General features: G+C 43.7%; 19 protein-coding genes and 1 other RNA gene. 13 read left to right on the top strand and 7 right to left on the bottom strand.

The window, feature by feature from the left end; genetic code table 11:
• Window positions 1-15 precede the first annotated feature (15 nt).
• Together GWK51_RS09740 and GWK51_RS09735 are read left to right on the top strand one after the other, a co-directional pair.
• Complete coding sequence (locus GWK51_RS09740) at window positions 16-1395, top strand: nucleobase:cation symporter-2 family protein (protein WP_100243120.1); 1380 nt, start codon at window positions 16-18, stop codon at window positions 1393-1395.
• A 183-nt stretch (window positions 1396-1578) separates the two neighbouring features.
• The gene (locus GWK51_RS09735; protein ID WP_161933551.1) at window positions 1579-2874 is read left to right on the top strand and encodes a hypothetical protein; all 1296 of its coding nucleotides are present in this window, start codon (window positions 1579-1581) and stop codon (window positions 2872-2874) included.
• 105 nt (window positions 2875-2979) lie between these two features.
• Here the strand turns inward: GWK51_RS09735 and hpxO are convergent, their stop codons facing one another.
• Complete coding sequence (gene hpxO / locus GWK51_RS09730; protein ID WP_161933550.1) at window positions 2980-4137, bottom strand: FAD-dependent urate hydroxylase HpxO; 1158 nt, start codon at window positions 4135-4137, stop codon at window positions 2980-2982.
• A 425-nt stretch (window positions 4138-4562) separates the two neighbouring features.
• Complete coding sequence (locus GWK51_RS09725; protein ID WP_161933549.1) at window positions 4563-5279, bottom strand: FadR/GntR family transcriptional regulator; 717 nt, start codon at window positions 5277-5279, stop codon at window positions 4563-4565.
• A gap of 163 nt (window positions 5280-5442) precedes the next feature.
• Between GWK51_RS09725 and alc the strand changes: the two genes are divergently transcribed.
• Window positions 5443-6450 (top strand): allantoicase, encoded by a 1008-nt coding sequence (gene alc, locus GWK51_RS09720; RefSeq protein WP_161933548.1) that lies wholly within the window; start codon window positions 5443-5445, stop codon window positions 6448-6450.
• Window positions 6451-6518: 68 nt separating this feature from the next.
• Window positions 6519-7055, top strand: a complete 537-nt coding sequence (locus tag GWK51_RS09715; RefSeq protein WP_161933547.1) for an ureidoglycolate lyase — start codon at window positions 6519-6521, stop codon at window positions 7053-7055.
• Between the two features lie 13 nt (window positions 7056-7068).
• On the opposite strand, the gene GWK51_RS09710 is transcribed toward GWK51_RS09715, so the two are convergent.
• On the bottom strand, window positions 7069-8082 hold the full coding sequence (locus GWK51_RS09710; protein ID WP_161933546.1) for an isopenicillin N synthase family dioxygenase: 1014 nt from the start codon (window positions 8080-8082) through the stop codon (window positions 7069-7071).
• Between the two features lie 662 nt (window positions 8083-8744).
• On the opposite strand from GWK51_RS09710, the gene GWK51_RS09705 reads away from it, so the two are divergent.
• From GWK51_RS09705 to GWK51_RS09690, 4 genes are read left to right on the top strand one after another with little or no spacing between them, the layout of a single operon-like run.
• On the top strand, window positions 8745-9725 hold the full coding sequence (locus tag GWK51_RS09705) for an ABC transporter substrate-binding protein (RefSeq protein ID WP_161933545.1): 981 nt from the start codon (window positions 8745-8747) through the stop codon (window positions 9723-9725).
• 51 nt (window positions 9726-9776) lie between these two features.
• Complete coding sequence (locus GWK51_RS09700) at window positions 9777-10598, top strand: ABC transporter ATP-binding protein (RefSeq protein ID WP_161933544.1); 822 nt, start codon at window positions 9777-9779, stop codon at window positions 10596-10598.
• The gene (locus GWK51_RS09695; protein WP_161933543.1) at window positions 10591-11385 is read left to right on the top strand and encodes an ABC transporter permease; all 795 of its coding nucleotides are present in this window, start codon (window positions 10591-10593) and stop codon (window positions 11383-11385) included. Before GWK51_RS09700 ends, GWK51_RS09695 begins: the two co-directional genes overlap by 8 nt.
• Window positions 11385-12815: an amidohydrolase family protein gene (locus GWK51_RS09690; RefSeq protein WP_161933542.1), complete on the top strand. Its 1431-nt coding sequence runs from the start codon at window positions 11385-11387 to the stop codon at window positions 12813-12815. The genes GWK51_RS09695 and GWK51_RS09690 overlap by 1 nt, the downstream gene beginning before the upstream one ends.
• Window positions 12816-12965: 150 nt before the next feature.
• On the opposite strand, the gene pdxR is transcribed toward GWK51_RS09690, so the two are convergent.
• Window positions 12966-14450 carry a MocR-like pyridoxine biosynthesis transcription factor PdxR gene (gene pdxR, locus GWK51_RS09685; RefSeq protein ID WP_161933541.1) on the bottom strand — a complete coding sequence of 495 codons (1485 nt, stop codon included), beginning with the start codon at window positions 14448-14450 and terminating at the stop codon, window positions 12966-12968.
• A 117-nt stretch (window positions 14451-14567) separates the two neighbouring features.
• On the opposite strand from pdxR, the gene GWK51_RS09680 reads away from it, so the two are divergent.
• On the top strand, window positions 14568-15218 hold the full coding sequence (locus GWK51_RS09680; RefSeq protein WP_161933540.1) for an FMN-binding negative transcriptional regulator: 651 nt from the start codon (window positions 14568-14570) through the stop codon (window positions 15216-15218).
• A gap of 22 nt (window positions 15219-15240) precedes the next feature.
• Window positions 15241-15828 carry a GNAT family N-acetyltransferase gene (locus tag GWK51_RS09675; protein ID WP_161933539.1) on the top strand — a complete coding sequence of 196 codons (588 nt, stop codon included), beginning with the start codon at window positions 15241-15243 and terminating at the stop codon, window positions 15826-15828.
• 177 nt (window positions 15829-16005) lie between these two features.
• On the opposite strand, the gene ssrS is transcribed toward GWK51_RS09675, so the two are convergent.
• The 3 genes from ssrS to GWK51_RS09660 all read right to left on the bottom strand — a co-directional run bounded on the left by ssrS (window position 16006) and on the right by GWK51_RS09660 (window position 17129).
• Window positions 16006-16190, bottom strand: a non-coding RNA gene (gene ssrS / locus GWK51_RS09670) — 6S RNA.
• 100 nt (window positions 16191-16290) lie between these two features.
• The gene (locus GWK51_RS09665) at window positions 16291-16575 is read right to left on the bottom strand and encodes a cell division protein ZapA (protein ID WP_161933538.1); all 285 of its coding nucleotides are present in this window, start codon (window positions 16573-16575) and stop codon (window positions 16291-16293) included.
• A complete protein-coding gene (locus tag GWK51_RS09660; protein ID WP_100243107.1) occupies window positions 16572-17129 on the bottom strand; it encodes a hypothetical protein in 558 nt (185 codons plus the stop codon). Before GWK51_RS09660 ends, GWK51_RS09665 begins: the two co-directional genes overlap by 4 nt.
• Window positions 17130-17193: 64 nt before the next feature.
• Here GWK51_RS09660 and GWK51_RS09655 point away from each other — a divergent pair, with 64 nt between their 5' ends.
• The 3 genes from GWK51_RS09655 to GWK51_RS09645 all read left to right on the top strand — a co-directional run bounded on the left by GWK51_RS09655 (window position 17194) and on the right by GWK51_RS09645 (window position 19729).
• Window positions 17194-17823, top strand: coding sequence for a UPF0149 family protein (locus GWK51_RS09655; RefSeq protein WP_100243106.1), 630 nt, complete (start codon window positions 17194-17196; stop codon window positions 17821-17823).
• A 75-nt stretch (window positions 17824-17898) separates the two neighbouring features.
• Entirely contained in the window at window positions 17899-19221 is a 1323-nt protein-coding gene (gene pepP / locus GWK51_RS09650) for a Xaa-Pro aminopeptidase (protein WP_161933537.1), read from the top strand.
• 109 nt (window positions 19222-19330) lie between these two features.
• Window positions 19331-19729: an Imm63 family immunity protein gene (locus GWK51_RS09645; protein WP_161933536.1), complete on the top strand. Its 399-nt coding sequence runs from the start codon at window positions 19331-19333 to the stop codon at window positions 19727-19729.
• Window positions 19730-19757 lie beyond the last annotated feature (28 nt).

Genomic DNA, 19757 nt, shown 5'->3' with positions numbered 1-19757 from the left:
TTTGAGGAACAACAGATGCAGCATCAGAACACTCACTCCGAAACACCGAATATTGCCCCAGAACATCAACATCTGGGACTCAATAAAAATGTCATGTTTGGCTTACAACATGTTTTGACCATGTATGGCGGCATTATTGCACCACCGCTGATTATTGGTGCAGCGGCAGGATTGGCGCCAGCAGAAATTGGGCTATTAATTGCAGCCGCCTTGTTTGTAGGCGGTTTGGCAACCGTGTTACAAACCATCGGTTTTAAATACTTTGGGGCGAAATTACCGATTGTACAAGGGGTGTCGTTTGCGGGAGTGGCGACCATTCTGGCCATTTTAAGTACAGGTGGGGGTTTGCCAACGGTTTATGGCGCGGTGATTGCGGCTTCTTTAATTGGTCTAGCCATCGCACCATTCTTCTCCAGAATTATTCGCTTTTTCCCACCTGTGGTGACGGGATGCGTGATTACCATGATTGGGATTTCACTAACACCCGTGGCAATTCGCTGGATTATGGGGGGCAATCCTAAAGCTGAAAACTGGGGAGATCCAGCCAATGTTGGATTAGCCGCACTGACTTTAGCCATCGTTTTGATTTTCAGTATGTTGCGCAGTGTCATTTTACGTCGCTTGGCGATTCTGGTGGCGATTGTACTGGGTACGCTCTTCGCTTGGGGCATGGGCTTTACCGATTTTAGTAAAGTGGCAGCAGGTCCAGTATTTGCGGTACCCAATCTGTTTCATTTCGGTCTACCTGTATTTGAAGTCACCGCCATTCTTTCTATGCTGATTGTGACACTGGTGATTATGACCGAAACCACAGCGGACATTATTGCGCTTGGGGAAATTGTGGGAACGCCAGTAGATGCAAAACGGATTGGTGATGGTATTCGTGCCGATATGTTATCTAGCGCTATTTCACCTTTATTCGGTTCATTTTCTCAAAGTGCTTTTGCTCAGAATGTTGGCTTGGTGGCCATTACTGGGGTAAAAAGCCGTTTTGTGGTGGCAACAGCGGGTGGCATTCTGATTGTATTGGGATTACTGCCAATTGTGGGGCGTTTAGTAGCCTCGATTCCTATGCCTGTTTTAGGCGGTGCAGGGATTGTTCTGTTTGGTACGGTTGCGGCAAGCGGGATTCGGACACTGGCAAAAGTAGATTATAGCGAAAATACCAACCTGATTATTGTGGCAACTTCATTGGCAATCGGCATGATTCCGATTGTAAATCAGGAGTTTTATGCACAGTTCCCAACTTGGGTGAAAACCTTATTGCATTCAGGCATTAGCTCAACCTGTATCAGTGCCATTTTGCTGAACTTGCTGTTCAATCATTTACCACGGACTCGCCCACAATTGGGTTTAGATCCAGTTGCATCTGAAACGAAGCATACGCCTTCATAACTCGGCTGCGGTTCACTTAATTCTTCAATTTTTAGTCAAAACTTAATTTAAAAGGTGCTTATTCAATTTTGAATAGGTCTAGGGGAGCTGTTGCTTTTAAAAAGCCCAATAGTCCATTTAAAAAAACACAAATGATTGTTTATTAAGAATAAGTACCTCTTAAATATTTATCTTGGGGTTGTTATGCAAACGTTTAAATTAAAATCAGCACTGTGCATGCTCGCGATGACATCGGCAATGCAAAGTTGGGCAGCAGACACCAGTCTGAATGGGATGTTCAATATGGGGCAAGATTGTCAAATCGAATCTAATTCGGTGGCAAGCTTCGGCGCTGCACTGGGGTGTGGTGCAGTGCACGGGGCGGTAAAAAACCTGTACTATTCGACCAATAATGCCTATTTTGTTGAAGGTTTAAACCAAGACACGGTTTCGATGGGAGGCTATATTCGCTATGAAACAGCTCCTTTTTATGGGGTGCAAGCCGCGATAGGTTATGACCTGCAACGCCGCTTGGATGAGAAAAATAAGCATCCAGAAGTTTCAGAACTGAAAGAAGACCGTGATGGTTTGGCAGAAGCCTATATCTCATGGAAAAATGACATGGCGCGCGTGACCATTGGTAATCAGCGTTTAGATTTTCCTTTTATGGGAGACTATGCAGACTGGCGTGTGCTGATGTATCTCTATCAAGCGGCTGATGTGAAAATTGGCAAGAATGATGATTTTCTACGTTTCACCCAAGTGAATAAATATAAAAGCTATGCCAATGATGAATTCACTGAAGGTTCACGTCAGAATGCCAATGCAGATACCGATGGGGTTTGGTCTGTGGGTTTAGGTAAAGCCTTTAATTTTGATCATGAGAAAAAACTAAAAACACAATTCTGGTATCAAAGTTATGATGATTATACCCGCCTGATTTATACCCAAGCTGATTTTGCAATGCCGCAGGTAAAAACCGCACCAGTCATTTCAGCGCAATATATCAATGGGCAAGAACAAGGCAAAGCTTTAGCGGGAGATGTGAACAGTAATATTTTTGGTGTTCAAGCAGCGCTGAAAGTCGTGCCGAAAGCCACCTTAAAACTGGCATATGACTATATTAAACCTGATCATGATAGCTATTTAAATGGTGCCTTATTAACCCCTTATGCTACGCAAACCTCGTCTGGGCAAATTTTTGCGCAACCGCTGTTTACCAGTACGCAGGATTTAGGCGCGGGCAATGCACTGATGATTTCACTGGATGGCATGTTGACCGATCAACTGATTGGTGGAGTGCGTTACTCATTCATGGATTTGAAAGAGGCTGAAAATGTAGAAAGCCGCAATCAATCAGAATATATGCTGTTTGGGATCTACAATTTTAAAGGGGCATTGAAAGGTCTTAGCGTGAGTAACTTTGCAGGGATTCAGACTTCACCTCGCTACAACAAAGACTTTTTACAAAACCGTTTTGCCATTTCTTATAAATTTTAAGATCTGAACAGCAACAGCATTCTGGCTCGAGCAAGAATGCTGTTTTTTTGCTGATACATAGACATAAAAAAAGCCCCGAACTTCGGGGCATTTTTATAGCAAGCTTTAGTCTAAAGGGTTACCGACAATATTGCTGATAATGCCTTGCATGATATGGGTACCTTGTTCTTGATACAGCGATTGATACCATTCTTCAGTCAATTGACGATCTTTCATGTGGGTCACATCACAACGCTTACGGGCACGTAGCACCATTTCACGAGTACGTTCATTGCGTTTGTTTTGATAGCGGGTTAAGGCATCATCCAAACCAAACGTATTGATTTGTAAGGCACGCGCCAAATAAATGGCATCTTCCATGGCTTGGCAGCCCCCTTGTCCAATATCAGGAGTGGTGCTGTGCGCTGCATCGCCAAGTAACACCACACGTCCTTTATAAAAGGTCATAAATGGTTCGATATCATGAATTTCAACCCGATTGGTTTTCTGCTCATCAATGCTATCAATCAGCTGCTGTACAGGCGTACACCAACCTGCAAAGTATTGTTTTAAAGCTGCTTTGTATTGATCACGTTGATTCGGTAAGCCTATATCCAAAGGCACGTCAAAGAAGAAATAGAAACGATTGTCGGCAACAGGCATTAGCGAGACCCGTTTACCTTCGCCAATATACGTGGTCCACTGTTGCGCTGGCGCCAATCCTTCATTAACTTCGACCAGACCATTCCAATTGACATAGCCTGCATAACGTCGTTCAACTGTATGTCCTAGTACGTGTTGGCGGGTGAGGGAGTGGGTACCATCAGCCCCAATCAGTAAATCCGCTTCGACCGATGATCCATCTTGAAAATGAATGCAGACCTGCTTAGCTTGGTCTTCAATGCGAATCATTTTTTTACCCAGTTGAATATCTTGCATGCCAAAATGCTGCATCAATAGGTTTTGCAAATCGGCACGCGACACAGGATAGGCTTTTTGCCCGACTTCTTTATACAGCGGCGTCAGGCTAAATTGGGTCATGATTTGTTGATTTAAGCCATCCACATACGCCAGTGATTCCATTTCACCACCCAGTGCTTGAATCTCATGTGTCAGTCCAAGGTAGTTCAGACATTTCACCCCATTCGACCACAGTGAAATTGCAGCACCAACAGGTAAAATTTCAGTGGCTTGTTCGTAAATGGTGACTTCATGCCCGAATTTTTTTAAGGCGATACCTGCGGTCAAACCGCCCATACCTGCACCGACAATTGCAATTTTCATGGATGAGAACCTTATCGATTTTGTTAAAACAATTAAAATGTATAAGGCGGTTTAAGCGAGAACTGTGCCAATTTTGCATTACTGGTTTTACTGGTATGACCAGTGTTTATGCATCATAAAATTGCAGAAAAATACAGGGTGAGCTTTGTTGATTCAAAATATGGGAGAAAGTGGTGCAAGACAGGAAAATAGGATGCTTTACTGTGGTTTTAAAGTGATGCGTGCACCTAGAAATACAAGAGAAGATATTCCTCAGTGATTAGCTTCAATAGATGAGCCACATTTTAACCTGCGCCGAAAGGACCATGATATTGAAAGGATGTCAGCAGGAAATGGCTCGATTTGGAGGCTGAAACAGGGGAGATAAAAATAAACGACGGTCATGTTAAGACCATCGTTTAAATTGCAGCTCGCAGAAAGCGGACTTAATTGAAGGCTTGATGTCTAGAGAAATACACCCCAGCACGCTGTGCAGCACCAATGATATGGGCTTGCATGGCTTTTTCAGCCGCTAAAGCATCTTGCTGGCAGAGTGCTTTTAAGATGGCTTCATGTTCTTGCACGGTTTTAAAAGCTAAATTGGGCTGTAAAAAAGGCAAGATCTGACTCTTTTTGGTCCATTCGGTATGCATTTTAAGTGTTTGAATAATAGATTGATTGTGACTTAACTCAATAATGTGTTGATGAAAGGCATAGTCAAATTCGGAAGCCGCTTGCCAGTCTTGTTGCTGTATCGCATGGCTAAGTTGTTCATGGTATTGCTGTAACAGGACTTTGTCTTCAGGACTTAAATATTCACATGCCAATAGCGCCGAAAAACTTTCTAAAACATACCGTAATTGATAGAAATCTTTTAAGGATACGTGATGCTCGCCATCCCATTGTTCCGAGGCTTGGCTGTGTTGCGAAATCACATACACCCCTTTGCCTGCTTTAATTTCCAGTAAGCCTAAAGCAGAGAGTCGGGTCACGGCTTCACGTAAAGAGGCACGACTAATCCCCAGTTGTAGCGCCAATTCACGTTGTGAGGGCAAGACTGAACCGACACCATAAACACCTTGCTGAATGCGTTGATGAATGACTTCAACAGCTTGCTCAGTCACCTGAGATGATTTTCCATTGAGCATGGCTTGAGGCTTCATAATAAACGCCGCATCCTATTTAAAAACGAACAACTTGATTCTACACAAAAAAACGAAAAGGATTCGTTTTTTGCAGCAAAATAAGCGAGAATTTCACAACAGGTCAGACCAGTTGGACTGGTTTTTGCATAATTCAAATCAAAGATAATTTTAGGAATGTTCAATGACGGTGCATATTGCCAAAGCGGTTACTTTACCAGACGCGTTAAACGGTCTCACCAACTTAGCGGATGCGCGTATTGGTGCCAGTATTGTGTCTTGTTCGGATGAGTTTTTTGCCAAAGCAGAGCGCATGCTTCAAGCCGAACCCGCACAATTCATCGAAGGTAAATATGATGACAACGGTAAATGGATGGATGGTTGGGAAACACGACGCAAGCGCGAAGCGGGTTATGACTGGTGTATTGTCCGTTTAGGCGTGGCAGGAATTGTGTCGGGTTTTGATGTGGATACTTCTTTCTTTACAGGCAATTATCCAGCATCGGCTTCGATTGAAGGCTGCTATGCAGCAGATGATCAGCTTGAACACGCCGAATGGTTGCCGTTACTGAGCAATTCTGTACTGTCACCCGATCAGCATCATGTTTTCCAGTGTGACCCGCAAAAAGTGACCCATATTCGCATCAATATTTTCCCTGATGGTGGCATTGCTCGTTTACGTGTCTATGGTCAGGTGGTGCTGGAAAAGATCAATCCTGATCAAGTGCTGGATTTAATTGGACTGAAAAATGGTGGACGCATTGTGGCATTTAGTGATGCGCATTTTGGTCATCCAAGTAATTTGATTAAGCCTGATGCAGGGTTAAATATGGGCGATGGCTGGGAAACCAAACGCCGCCGTGCGCCTGGGTTTGACTGGTGCATTATTGCCTTGGGGCAGGCAGGGCATGTCGATCAGATTGAAGTCGATACGGCATTTTTTAAAGGCAATTTCCCTGCATTTTGTTCGATTCAGGCGGCTTATGTGGAAAATGCTACGGATGCTCAGCTTATTCCGCAAAGTATGTTTTGGTCGTTCTTGCTTGAGCAGCAACCTTTAACGATGGATCACCAGCATGCGTATAGCACTGAAATTTCATCGCATGAAAAGGTCAATTATATCCGCGTCAATATGATTCCAGATGGTGGCATTAGCCGTATCCGTCTCTGGGGAAAAATGTCAGCGCAATAATCTGCCCAGCAGTTTCAGCATCTTGAATGAGATGCTGACTCAGAAAAATGAGAAGAGAAGAATGAGATATGCATGAACCAGCCATTATGATTCAACCTTTAACCCGAGAAAGTTTCGCACCTTTTGGTGATGTGATTGAAACGGAGGGAAGGGATTATTTTCCAATCAATCAAGGATTGACTCAGCGTTTTCATGCACTGTCTTTGACCCAAATGGGGGGCGAAAATGGGGCAGTAGGACTGAGTATTTTTCATAATCTGTTGGCTACGCCTGTGCCGTTTAAAATTGAGATGCTGGAGCGACATCCGCTGGGTTCGCAATCTTTTGTACCTTTGGCAGGACAAAAATTTCTGATTGTGGTCGCCCTTCCTTTCGATCAAGCGCATCCCAATGAGCAACGCATCTCTGCCTTTCTCAGCAATGGTCAACAAGGGGTTACTTACCATCAAGGGGTGTGGCATCATCCTTTGATCACGCTTGAAGCGAACAGTGATTTCTTGGTGATTGATCGGATTGGTGAAGGTCACAATTGTGATATTCATACCTTATCGCAGCCAATTTGGGTGGTCGAGTCGTGTACACAGTCAGAGATGGTGAGTCTCTGACTGTGTGATGCTGTTAGTATTTCCCTTCAAAGTTGGCGCTAATACGCTGTTTTAAATATTCTTTTGCCGTGATCGCAGGATATTTTTTTGCAGGACTTTCAATCAGCACATCTTCGTTGGCTTGGCAGAAAAATGCCAAACTATAACGTGCACCTTGATATTCATGGGCTTCAGGGTTTTTCACGCGATGGAAGTTGGATGGCAATTGGTCATCACTCCAACGCATCAACATATCGCCAATATTGCAGGTAATCACATCATCACGGGGTTCAATGCTGGTCCATTGCTGCTGTTCCATATCTTTACCCGGACAGACTTGCAAACCACCTTGACCCTTGCGCTGGAACAATAAGGTTAAGCAGTCGAAGTCGGTGTGCGCACCGGCACGCCATAAGCCAAGTCGATCTTTCAGTGCAGGATCAACCGCATAGTAATGCAGCATGCGCAGGGTACTTTGATAGCTTTCTTGCTTTGGATCATGTGCATGCGTAAAGAAATCATCGGCAAAACCAAGTTTATAGGCAAAGCAGGACAAAATTTTCATCCCCACTTCCCAGCAAGCCTGTTCAAACTGCAACATGGTTTGTTTGAAGTTCGGTAACTCTTGCTCAGAAGGGTACAAGCCCGCCATGCGCGGGCGGGTAATTTGATAGGATTCCTTTTGATCAGCTGTATGTGTTGAGGGACGGACTTGAGCCTTACTTTCCCAGCCTGCATTACGGTTGAGTGGATATTGGGCTTTGACGGGTTCAGGCAGTTGAAAGAACTGCTGTGTCATTTCGAAGGCGCTATTGATTTGTTCTCGCGGAATCCCGTGATGCGAAACTTGAAAAAAACCAATATCAGTTGCGGCTTGCCAAAGCTGGTCAGCGATTTCGTATTTGCGCTGTTCAAAATCTGATAAATCAATCACGCGGACTTCGCGTTCAAAGGTTTCTTGACCGAAGGCGCCCATTCGCGCTTCTTTTTTTAATTCATCTAGGCTGTAATCATCTTCAGCAATCGGGTTCAGGGTGGCATGGTTCATATCTCTACCTCAAATTTTGGATAAACATGACCCAATCTTGCTGTAGACAAGAGAAAGGGTCATTTTGGTCAAAAAAAGCCACACATTCTTTAATGAAGAACATGGACATATTTCTGAGCAATGACCCACAAAGATGACTGAAAGAAAAATCTTTGCTGAACGCTTCTACTCTGCTTCAAGATAAGCATTTTTTATACCAAGACATCGAACGGATAAAAAATTAGTAAATATCGCGTGTGAAATCAGCAATTTTTAACTTGTAATGAAGCAGGGTGGAATGGGACTAAATGAGTGAATCATTTTTGCACATTGGGTTGCTGTAAATTGGTGCATCAGTGGACTAATCTTACCGAGTAAGTTTAGGTTGGGAGTGGATGCTGCTTCATCTACGATTTGAAAAATGATTAAGGTTGGGTCTTATTTAATTTAAGATATTGAAAAATAAATAAAATTACAAATTGGCACAGAGCTTGCTAAATCTAGCTCGAGTATAAGCGGTTAGTGTGTAGCTTACACATGGGACATTGCTCTACAGCGTTGGCTGTTCCTCTTTTAGGGGACAAGGCGAAGCATGGCTTGGCTTTGAGAGAAAATGTATCTGACATTTTACCCCTAAAAAAGAATAGCAAAGTGAGTTCATGCATAGATTAGGGGTATTACTTATGAAAATTCATCACCGTGTAGGCAAAGGTCGTTTAGCTCTCCTTGCGGGTGCTTTACTTTGGAGTTCTTTCTCACAGGCTGCCGATAAACTGGTTTTGCAAACCACTTGGTATGCACAAGCCGAACAGGGCGGTTACTATCAAGCTTTGGCACAAGGCATTTATAAAAAATACGGATTAGATGTCGAAATTAAAATTGGCGGTCCACAAGTCAATAATATGACGCTGCTGTTATCAAAACGTGCCGATATAATTATTAATTATGATTTACAAGTACTGAAAGGCATGGAAAGTAATTTTCCAATTAAAGCCATTGCGGCACCGTTCCAGTTTGACCCGCAAGGCATGCTCACCCATGCCGATGTCAAATCCCTATCTGGGTTAAAAGGCAAAACAATTCTAGTCTCGACCAGTGGTCAAGCAAGCTGGTGGCCGTGGTTAAAAAGCAAATATAACTTAGATGCTGCGCAAGCTCGTCCGTATACCTTCAATATGCAACCGTTCCTTGCGGGAAAAAATGTCGCCCAACAAGCCTACGCCACCTCAGAAGTTTTTCAAGCCAGAAAAGCAGAGCCTTCAAGTAAGTTCTTCTTATTTGCCGATGCAGGCTATCCTGCGTATGGCGGAATTTTAGTGACCCGTAATGATGTGATTCAGTCTAAACCTGAGGTGGTCCAGCGTTTTGTCAAAGCTTCAATGGAAGGCTGGAAAAACTATTTAGCCGATCCAAGACTCGGCAATGCCATCATTAAAAAAGAAAATCCAAATATGCAGGATGATCTATTGGCATTTTCTGTGGGGCAAATGAAGCAACTGCGTCTGATTGATGGTGGCGATGCCAAAACCAAAGGCATTGGTGTCATGACCGATGCACGTTGGAAAGCGACCCGAGATTTTATGGTCGGTGCAGGTTTATTAGATGCCAAGGTCAACTGGAAGAGTGCTTATACCACCCAGTTTGTGAATCCTGCCAAAAAATAACACCCATAACAGGTTAATAAAATAAGGCAGTTTGCCTGAAGGGGAAACCTTATGAATTTTGCATTACCCATTGAAGAGATGCTGCAAGAATCAAGCAGCTTTATCCCCCCGATGCTGATGGCTAGAGGCGTGGAAAAGATCTATCCCAATGGAACCAATGCCTTACAGCGTCTGGATTTAGATATTGCCCGCGGGGAAATTGTTTCTCTGCTCGGACCTTCAGGTTGTGGCAAAAGTACCTTACTGAAAATGTTTGCCGATCTGGAACAACCTACTGCTGGACAAGTGCGTTGGAATGGAAAAAATGACATTCAGTCACAGTGCAAAATGGCGATGGTGTTTCAGGAAGCGACCCTGATGCCATGGGCGAATATTGAAGACAATGTGCGCTTGCCGTTGGATTTACAAGGCGTATCTAAATCTATCAGTACGCCAAAAGTCCAAGAGGCTCTGAAAGCCGTAGGATTAGAAAAATTTATCCAAGCCTATCCGCGAGAACTGTCGGGCGGCATGCAAATGCGGGCATCTTTAGCCCGAGCCTTGGTCACAGAACCCGATTTGTTACTCATGGATGAACCCTTTGGGGCTTTAGATGAATTTACCCGTCATAAACTCGACAGTGATATCCGCCAATTATGGTCGGAACGTGATTTAACCGTGGTATTTGTCACCCATAGTATTTATGAGGCGGTGTATTTATCCTCTCGTGTCATTGTCATGGGCGCACGTCCAGGGCGGGTGGTGGCGGATATTGAAATTGATGGTCCTTACGAACGGGATGAAAGCTTCCGTACATCAGCCACATTTATTCAACAATGTTCATATCTCTCGCAAGTATTGGCTCAAGCAAGTGGAGGGCATGATCATGATTAAACCGTTAATCAAGAACCCTGCCATTCAACGCATCGCGGCACCCCTGATGTTAGGTTTGTTGTTGCTGCTGACGTGGCAAATCAGTTTTCAGCAACTCGAGGTGCCAGTGTATATTGTGCCGAAGCCAAGCGATATTGCCATGACTTTGCTGAATCAGTCAGGCTTGCTCTTCGGAAGCTTGTGGGTCACTTTAAAAATCACCTTATTGGCATTTTTCAGTGCAGTGATTATTGGCACGCTGGTCGCGTTTCTATTCGTACAAAGTCGTGTGATTGAAGCCTGCTTTATGCCTTATGCCATTTTATTTCAAGTCACCCCGATTGTTGCGATTGCGCCTTTGGTGATTATCTGGATTCAAAACACCACGCTGGCTTTGGTGGTCTGTGCCATGTTGGTGGCAATTTTCCCGATTTTGACCAATACCACTTTGGGGCTGCGTAGTGTCAATAAGGGTTTGTTGAATTTATTCCAGATTAATAAAGCCAGCCGCTGGCAGATTTTGATGCGCTTGCGTGTGCCGAATGCGCTGCCGTATTTCTTTGGCGGGCTACGGATTTCCTGTGGTTTGGCACTGATTGGTGCGGTGGTTTCCGAGTTTGTGGCAGGGACGGGTGGAACCAGTGCAGGTTTGGCTTATCAGATTTTACAAGCAGGTTTTCAACTGGACTTACCTTTAATGTTTGCAGCGTTGTTACTGATTACCTGCACAGGTTTGGCGTTATTTGTGCTGATGTCTTGGATCAGTACTCTGTTTTTAAGTAAGTGGCACGAAAGTGAGCAAGTCTAATGAATACTCAATATCTAATTAAAAATGCATATGCCATTTTGACGGGTTTATCTGGCGATGCAGCACGTTCTAGTGCAACTGATATTCGTATTCGGGATGGAAAAATCAGTGCCTTAGGAAAGCTCAGCCCAGAACCAGAAGATATCATTGTGGATGCCAAAGATTGTGTGCTTTACCCAGCATGGGTGAATACGCATCATCATCTGTTTCAGTCCTTACTGAAAGGGGAGCCGCAGGGTTTAAACCAAAGCTTAACCTCTTGGCTGGCCAGTACACCGTATCGATTTCGTGGTGCGTTTGATGAGGCAACCTTTCGTATCGCTGTACGTATTGGGTTGATTGAATTATTGCGCTCGGGCTGTGCCACAGTGGCTGACCATCATTATTTATATTGGCCGAATATGCCGTTTGATGGTGCTGCAATCTTATTTGAAGAAGCTGAAAAACTCGGGATGCGCTTTGTGCTGTGTCGTGGTGGGGCAACCCAAACCCGTGGTTTGGAAAGTGAGTTACCTCAAGCCTTGCGTGCAGAAAAGTTTGAAGACTACATGTTAGATGTAGAGCGTTTGGTGCAGCAATATCATCAGCCTGAAGGAAATGCCAAGCGAAAAATTGTCATGGCGCCAACCTCCAGTTTACATTCGACCACGGCACAACAATTTAGAGAAAGTGCTAAATTTGCACGTCAACTCGGGATTGGACTGCATAGCCATCTGTCTGAAACCGTCGATTATTTGGATGCGGCCAAGCATAAATTTGCCATGACACCTGTACAGTTTTGTGCGGAACATGATTGGGTAGGTTCGGATGTCTGGTTCGCGCATCTGGTGAAATTGTTGCCAGAAGAAATCCAAATTTTAGGTCAAACCCATACAGGGATTGCGCATTGCCCACAAAGTAATGCGCGTTTAGGTAGTGGTATTGCCGATTTGGTGGCTTTAGAACAGGCGGGCATGACCATTTCAATTGGGGTGGATGGCGCAGCCTCGAATGAAGCAGCGGATATGCTGTCCGAAACGCATGCGGCATGGCTCATGCAACGCGCGCGTAAAGGCATGTTGGCGGTTCCTCAATATGATGGTGGATTATTTGAAGGTGGTGCAGATGCCGCCACGATTGAAGATATTGTACGTTGGGGCACTGCGGGCGGTGCCAAAGTTTTGGGGCTAGATCAGGTAGGAACTATTGAAGTGGGTCAGCAGGCTGATTTTGTTCTGTATCAGTTAGATGATCCACGTTATTTTGGTCTACATGATATTGCGATTGGTCCGATTGCAAGTGGTGGTCGGGCACATATTAAAGCCATGTTCATCGCTGGAAAAATGGTGGTACAGGAGGACCAAATTCCAGATGTAGATATGAAGGAATTGGCTTGGCAAGCGAGGCAGGCGGTACAGTTACTCCAACAGCGGACTTTACAAGTGGCTTAGAGATGTACGGGAAATTATTGTAAATAGGCTAATTATGTTCTAGATGTCGTTATGATCCATCTATAGATTTTTACAGTTTTCTAATGAAGTCATTACTGTTTAAACCGTAAAACTCTAAATCAAATCTCCAATCAATGAGGCGTTAGCGCCTCATTTGAGTTCTAGATGCTGCCGAATGATTTGGGCCAAGGTTTTGATTGCATTTTCAATTTGCAGAAGATCAAAATCACCAAGTCCTAGAATTAGCCCAGCGCGTTGAGCTGCATGCGAAAAGGTGGGGGATACGGCTTTAATAGAAACTCCTGATTCAACTGCGGTTTGTGCAATTTTTAGATCATCCGCAGGAGCCGCCAACCAGAGCACCATGTGCATGCCTTGATCCCCAGCCTCCATGAAAGCATGTGTTTTCGGAATATACCGATCAATCAGTTGGATAATCTGTTGACGATTTTCAGCATACACATTGCGTATGCGACGAATATGTCGTTCTAAATAACCTTCTTGTATAAATGCCGCCAGCACATGCTGATCCGCAGAGGGAGGGTGACGGTCTATCAATGCTCGCAGTCCGCAAAAGGGTCCCACCAAGACTTTTGGTAATACCGCGTAACCCAGTCTCAACGAAGGAAAAAGTACCTTACTAAAGGTTCCAAGGTAAATGACCTGATCAGGTGCCATCGCTTGTAGTGCGGGAAAAGGCTGACCCGTGTAACGGAGTTCACTATCATAATCATCTTCAACAATCCATGCACGTTGCTGTTTCGCCCATGCAACCAGTTCGGTGCGTCGAGCTAAACTCATTGGCATACCCAATGGATATTGATGCGAAGGGGTGACGAAGGCAGCTCGTGCTTGAGGTGCGAGATCAATTCCTTTTTGGACTAGAATTCCGTCTTCATCGACAGGAACGCGGTTGATGTGAAGCTGAAGTAACGAATTTTCCAGAATAGCTGTTGTACCGCGATAAGCTGGGTCTTCAACCCAAACTGAGTCTTGGCGGGTAAATAAAATCTGGCTACAAAGATACAGCGCTTGCTGAATACCACTGGTAATCACAATTTGCTCGGGTTCGCACTGAACGGAGCGGGAGCGTCGAACATAGTCGGCAATTGCAGAACGGAGTGCATATACACCTTGAGGGTCATCATAGCCCGAGGGTACCGCTACCCCGCGTGCGCGAAAGCGATTGCCAAATTTGCGCCAAGCGTCGCTAGGTTGTGTACGTCCTGTGGGAACAGAAATGGCAAATGGTCGATGTGCTAAAGGTTTAAATTCCTTGAAAATCTCAGCATATTTTCGTGCTGCATCGGTCAGAGACTCAGTATCAATCGATTGGGTTGATACTGCTTGGGGGTTTGGGGTTTTGAGCGCATGCGAAACAAACGTTCCCTGTCGTGCACGTGCTTCTAAAACACCTTCAGCAATCAGTTGATCATAGGCCTCAATAATCGTCCCGCGGGCAATGCCTAAAGTTTGAGCCAGTTCACGTGAAGAAGGCAGCGGATCGCCAGCTTGCAAATCTCCTTGTTGTACCGCTTCTCTCAAAATTTGAATCAGTTGCGAGCCAATCTGTCCCGCAGCTTTATTCAGTTTAACAATTGAGGGAAGGTCGATGACTTTTGCGATTCTGGCCATAATTCTGGTCTACTTAAAATAAAATAAACTGGTTCTTTTAATAATCCAGTGAATAGGAGAAATTTACAACAATAAAGTCATCTTCATTTTTGAGTCACCATTAAAAGAGTGTAAGCCATGTATATCCCCGCAGATTTTGACATCCCGCAAATTGACGTCATGCATCAACTCATCAAACAGCATGCTTTGGGTATTCTGTTTACGCATGGCAGCAGTGGTTTGGATGCGAATCATCTTCCTTTTGAACTCAGCACCGATCAGTCAGAACTAGGGGTATTGCATGCACATGTGTCGCGAAGTAATCCTGTCTGGCAAGACATTCAAGATGGGGATGAGGTACTGGTGGTATTTCGGGCGGGAGATGCCTATATCTCGCCACAATGGTATCCGATTAAACAGGAGCATCATCAACAAGTTCCAACGTGGAACTACAGGGCAGTACATGCTTATGGCACCGTGAAAATCCGCGATGATGAACGCTATGTTCGAGGTGTGGTGGCACGCTTAACGCGTACACATGAAGCCACACAAGCAGAACCTTGGAAAATGTCAGATGCACCAAAAGACTATTTAGAACCGATGCTAAAAGCCATTGTGGGGATTGAAATACAAATCACCCGATTACAAGGCAAAGCCAAACTTGGGCAAAACAAGGAATATCGGGATGTTCTAGGTGTTGCCAATGCTTTAACAGCAACGGGGCAACATGCTATGGGGGATGCCATGCATCAGGTCGCTGCATCAAAAATAAAACAGTCATGTGAATAAAGAACAAGGTGAGGAATCCACGATGCAATGGATAGAGCCCGTGACATTGCTTGGGCAGCATGTCATTTTAAGACCACTCGATGAATCACATCATCTTGAGTTAAGTGAAGCCGTACAAGATGGCGAGTTATGGAAACTTTGGTTCACCTTCATTCCAAGCCCAGAAAACATGTTGGCTGAAATTCAAAGGCGTTTAGCGCTGCAACAGCAAGGTCAAATGTTGCCTTTCACAGTGTTTGAGCGCCAAAGTGGCAAAGTATTAGGTATGACCAGTTTTATGCATATTGAGGCTGCACACCGTCGTTTGGAAATCGGCTCGACGTGGTATCGCCAATCAGCACAGCGTAGTGCAGTCAATACCGAAGCCAAGCAACTCTTGCTGAACCATGCTTTTGAGGTTTTGAATTGTATTGCGGTTGAGTTTAGGACATCGTCCTTTAATTTTAAAAGCCGTGCTGCGATTGAACGCCTAGGTGCCAAACTGGATGGGATATTAAGAAGCCATCAGATTGTAAAAGACGATATTTTACGCGATACCTATGTGTACAGTATTTTGCGCAGTGAGTGGCCTGCGGTCAGACAGAATTTAGCCTTCAAATTGCACGGATAAAATGAGGCGAGGGAATTGGAAAGATTTCTTTGCAGTGTTATTGATCTGACTCTTCCAATTACTAGGCAATATCCAGCTAAAAGCATGGCGTTGTAAAATACTGGGAATATAGAGATCAAGAGCACTGATTTGAATTCAGTAATTTAAGCGTTTGTTATAATTATCATTGAAAAAATGAAGCACTCCGATGATGCCGCTGCATGTGTCGTTACCCTGAACCCGATGAGTTCAAGGTGGACGCGACGTATACTTGCTGGGTTTCCCACTCGAAGGTGGGCATACACTCTAAATATACAGAACGCAATCCATAAGTTTAAGTATCGGCAGGGGAATAGACCCGCTGGCGAACATCTCAGAGTTAAGCCTAGTATAACGGATAATGAAATACTGGCAAATCATAGTAGGCAAAGAACTGTAAAGTTTGGTGCTGTTTGTCGAGAGATTATGCAAATAAACGTGAAACTAGGTAAGTGTTTGCACTTCTTCAAGAATGGTGCTTAACAAACGTTCGCAATGTGCATATTCCTGTAAAGACTTATTCATGGCGAGCACTTCTTGCATCAATTCCAGTGCCACCATAATAATCAGCTTGCTCGGTTCTACACGGGGCGCTTGACGACGGAACTCATCATATTTGTCATTCAACAATTGTGCGGCACGTTCTAAGTCACCCTTTTTATCTTCAGTGGTGGCTAAACGGAAGCTATGTCCCAATACACGTAGTTCAACAGGAATTTGTTCACTCATGATTGCATTTCCTCATTTACTTCGGTGGGATGAGCCAATTGTTGAATTTCTTGCGCATGCTGATCTTGCTCAGTGCCTAAAATAGACAGACGCTGAATAATGGTTTCAACTTTGGTACGCGCCAACTCATTTTTTTGTAACAAGCGTTCACGCTCTTGCTGCAAACCTTGAATTTCTTGCTGCGCATGACGTTGTTCATTCTGCATTTTTTCTTTAATGGCACGTAACTCATTACGTTCACTCAGAATATCCTGAAAACGATTCTTTAAATCGGTACAGCTTTTTTCCAAACGGCTATAACGGTCCGCCAAAGCGGTTGCATCCGTATTCAGTTGCTTGAATTGAGACTGTAACTCGGTCAATTGTTCAGTCAGGGTTTCAATTTCTTCTTGTTTTTTGATAATAATGCCGTTTTTATGCACAACTTGGGCATGATGTTGCTCAGCGGCAGTTGCGCTGGCTTCAGTCAGGGCATTATTTTCGGTTTCATAATGCGCGAGTCGGGTTTTTAAAACGCCAATATGCGCTTGTAGACGCTGTAATTCTTCTAACATAACGTAGTCGCACAGTGTTGCAAACAAAGGTAATATATAAGAAGTATAGAGATTGGATAAACGAATGCAAGACGATATTTCAGGTTGGTCGGAATGGCACCAACATTTTTCTCAAATTGAAGAGATTTCAAGCCCAAGTGAGTTACATGGGTTACTGACAGGTATCGTTTGTGTGACTCAATCACCAACGCGTGAAGAGTGGCAACAAATTTTGGCGACCTTAAATGTGCCAGAATTGAACGATTTAGCCTTAAGCATGCTCACAGATGAAGCTGAAGACGTGTCACATGCACTGTCTGAAGATGAATTGGACTATTTACCGTTACTTCCAGATGATGAGCATGTACTGGCAGATCGCGTACAAGCCTTGGCAGACTGGTGTGCTGGTGTGGTATTGGGCTTTGGTTTAGCCTCAGGGCATATCCGTCAAGATGAAATGGAGCTGATCGAGCATTTGCAAGATGTGGCTGCGGTTGAGTTTGAAGACTCTGACAATGACGAAGAAGGCGAAGACAGTTATCAAGAGCTGTACGAGTTTGTCCGTTTGATTCCAGTGAGCTTGGCTTTAGGACGTAAGAAAGTAGCGGTAGATGAAAGTTCATTGCTACAAAACTTTCACGCCAAAATGCAGCAGCAGAAAACTGGTGCAGAAAACAATGTTGTAGAAATGTTTACACCGCATCGACCAAGTTAATTTTGGTCGATTTTTTGCTTTAAGATCACAGCACAGCAACCCTATTCTTTATTAAACAAGACTGAAGAACATTCAATGAAAAAACTGACTCAAGTTGATTTTAAGGAACGTCGTGACCGCCTCGCAGAGGAAATGGGACCACACAGCATCGCGATTATTGCAACCAGCCCAGTGGCAATTCGTAACCGAGATGCAGACTACAAATTTCGAGCGGACAGCAGTTTTTTCTATTTGACAGGTTTTGCAGAACCAGAAGCGGTTGCTGTGATTGAAACGTATGAATCTTTAGACGAAGGCTATACCTATAGCTTGTTCTGTCGTGAACGTAACCGTGAGATGGAAATCTGGAACGGATACCGTGCAGGCATTGATGGCGCAATTGATGATTATGAGGCCGATGAAGCCTATGCCATTGATCTGCTTGATGAAGAAATTATTGAAAAATTAGTTAATAAACAGAAATTATTTTATCGCATTGGACACAGTTCCGAGTTTGATGTCCGTGTCAGCAAATGGATTCAGCAGGCAGATGCACAGCAACGCCGTGGTAATGAATCACCTGCACAAGTGATTCAACTGGATCGCATTCTAGATGAAATTCGTTTATTTAAATCGGAACAAGAAATTGAATTGATGCAGATTGCATCGAATATTAGTGCAAAAGCACATACCCGAGCCATGCAAGCGGTGCATGTGGGCATGATGGAATACGCGCTCGAAGCCGAACTGAATTATGTATTTGGGCAACAAGGTTGCGTACCAGCCTATAACAGTATTGTCGGTGGTGGTGCCAATGCCTGTATTTTGCACTATGTTGAAAATAATCAAGAATTAAAAGATGGTGATTTGGTTCTGATAGATGCGGCTTGTGAATACGAGCTTTATGCATCGGACATTACCCGTACTTTCCCTGTAAATGGCAAGTTTAGCCCTGAACAAAAAGCTTTATATGAAATTGTATTAAATGCTCAGCTTGCAGCGATTGACGCTGTGCAAATTGGCAATTCTTATAAAGAGCCACACAATGTTGCGGTGCGTATTTTGGTGGAAGGTTTATTGTCTCTTGGCATTATGCAGGGTGATCTCGAACAAATTATTGAAACCGAAGCTTATCGCCAATTTTATATGCATGGTACTGGTCACTGGTTAGGCATGGATGTGCATGATGTCGGTGCTTATAAGCACGCTGGGGAATGGCGTCCATATGAAGCGGGTATGGTGGTAACCATTGAACCAGGTCTTTATATTGCCCCTGATGATGAAACGGTGGATGCGAAATGGCGCGGTATTGGTATTCGTATTGAGGATGATGTGGTAGCAACGACCAATGGTCCATTGGTTTTAACCAAAGATGTAGTCAAATCAGTAGAAGCTATTGAAGCTTTGATGGCTCAGTAATCATAATTTTAAAAAAGCCGATCAGATGATCGGCTTTTGAATATTTGGATTTTGTAGAAGAGATTTTATGTTAAATAGATATTAAAACAATTTGGAGAATCACAGAATAATGCTTACCTTTCTAGAAATTCAGTCTAAGGTTGATCAAATTTGTGAAAAAATTGGGCTAGAAAAAAAAAGAGTTTGGCCCGCAGTTCAGAATGATGGAACTCCATATGTATTAATCCATGAAGATAAATATTGGTATATTTCTGCAGAAAGAGGAGAGGTGTATTTTGAAAGAAAAACCAATGATTTTGATGAGTTGTGTTATTGGATAATGGATGATTGTATATCTAGTTATTCGTTTGATTTTGAATTTAAAAATAGAACTAGAGGACAAGATTTCCGTCGTATCGTTTTTGCAAAACGAATTGAACTTTTTGGTTTAATCAGTGATGAATGGAAAGTAAAAAAAGAAAAGAATATAAAAAAAATATTAGAAAGATCCCCTTTTGAAGATAATTAATGTATTGATTTATAAAATTTTATTTGGT

This window comes from Acinetobacter kanungonis, from assembly GCF_009939195.1.
GTDB classification, from domain to species: domain Bacteria; phylum Pseudomonadota; class Gammaproteobacteria; order Pseudomonadales; family Moraxellaceae; genus Acinetobacter; species Acinetobacter kanungonis.
The sequence above is the reverse complement of the archived record's forward strand: the minus strand, read 5'-3'. Positions and strand labels throughout refer to the sequence as shown.

What these genes read in the sequence shown, in the direction of transcription:
- GWK51_RS09700 (WP_161933544.1), top strand. Translation starts at nt 9,777, where the DNA reads ATGAATTTTGCATTACCCATTGAAGAGATGCTGCAAGAATCAAGCAGC.
- GWK51_RS09655 (WP_100243106.1), top strand. Translation starts at nt 17,194, where the DNA reads ATGCAAGACGATATTTCAGGTTGGTCGGAATGGCACCAACATTTTTCT.
- GWK51_RS09645 (WP_161933536.1), top strand. Translation starts at nt 19,331, where the DNA reads ATGCTTACCTTTCTAGAAATTCAGTCTAAGGTTGATCAAATTTGTGAA.
- pepP (WP_161933537.1), top strand. Translation starts at nt 17,899, where the DNA reads ATGAAAAAACTGACTCAAGTTGATTTTAAGGAACGTCGTGACCGCCTC.
- GWK51_RS09680 (WP_161933540.1), top strand. Translation starts at nt 14,568, where the DNA reads ATGTATATCCCCGCAGATTTTGACATCCCGCAAATTGACGTCATGCAT.
- GWK51_RS09735 (WP_161933551.1), top strand. Translation starts at nt 1,579, where the DNA reads ATGCAAACGTTTAAATTAAAATCAGCACTGTGCATGCTCGCGATGACA.
- hpxO (WP_161933550.1), bottom strand. Translation starts at nt 4,137, where the DNA reads ATGAAAATTGCAATTGTCGGTGCAGGTATGGGCGGTTTGACCGCAGGT.
- GWK51_RS09675 (WP_161933539.1), top strand. Translation starts at nt 15,241, where the DNA reads ATGCAATGGATAGAGCCCGTGACATTGCTTGGGCAGCATGTCATTTTA.
- GWK51_RS09695 (WP_161933543.1), top strand. Translation starts at nt 10,591, where the DNA reads ATGATTAAACCGTTAATCAAGAACCCTGCCATTCAACGCATCGCGGCA.
- GWK51_RS09725 (WP_161933549.1), bottom strand. Translation starts at nt 5,279, where the DNA reads ATGAAGCCTCAAGCCATGCTCAATGGAAAATCATCTCAGGTGACTGAG.
- GWK51_RS09705 (WP_161933545.1), top strand. Translation starts at nt 8,745, where the DNA reads ATGAAAATTCATCACCGTGTAGGCAAAGGTCGTTTAGCTCTCCTTGCG.
- alc (WP_161933548.1), top strand. Translation starts at nt 5,443, where the DNA reads ATGACGGTGCATATTGCCAAAGCGGTTACTTTACCAGACGCGTTAAAC.
- GWK51_RS09715 (WP_161933547.1), top strand. Translation starts at nt 6,519, where the DNA reads ATGCATGAACCAGCCATTATGATTCAACCTTTAACCCGAGAAAGTTTC.
- GWK51_RS09660 (WP_100243107.1), bottom strand. Translation starts at nt 17,129, where the DNA reads ATGTTAGAAGAATTACAGCGTCTACAAGCGCATATTGGCGTTTTAAAA.
- GWK51_RS09740 (WP_100243120.1), top strand. Translation starts at nt 16, where the DNA reads ATGCAGCATCAGAACACTCACTCCGAAACACCGAATATTGCCCCAGAA.
- pdxR (WP_161933541.1), bottom strand. Translation starts at nt 14,450, where the DNA reads ATGGCCAGAATCGCAAAAGTCATCGACCTTCCCTCAATTGTTAAACTG.
- GWK51_RS09710 (WP_161933546.1), bottom strand. Translation starts at nt 8,082, where the DNA reads ATGAACCATGCCACCCTGAACCCGATTGCTGAAGATGATTACAGCCTA.
- GWK51_RS09690 (WP_161933542.1), top strand. Translation starts at nt 11,385, where the DNA reads ATGAATACTCAATATCTAATTAAAAATGCATATGCCATTTTGACGGGT.
- GWK51_RS09665 (WP_161933538.1), bottom strand. Translation starts at nt 16,575, where the DNA reads ATGAGTGAACAAATTCCTGTTGAACTACGTGTATTGGGACATAGCTTC.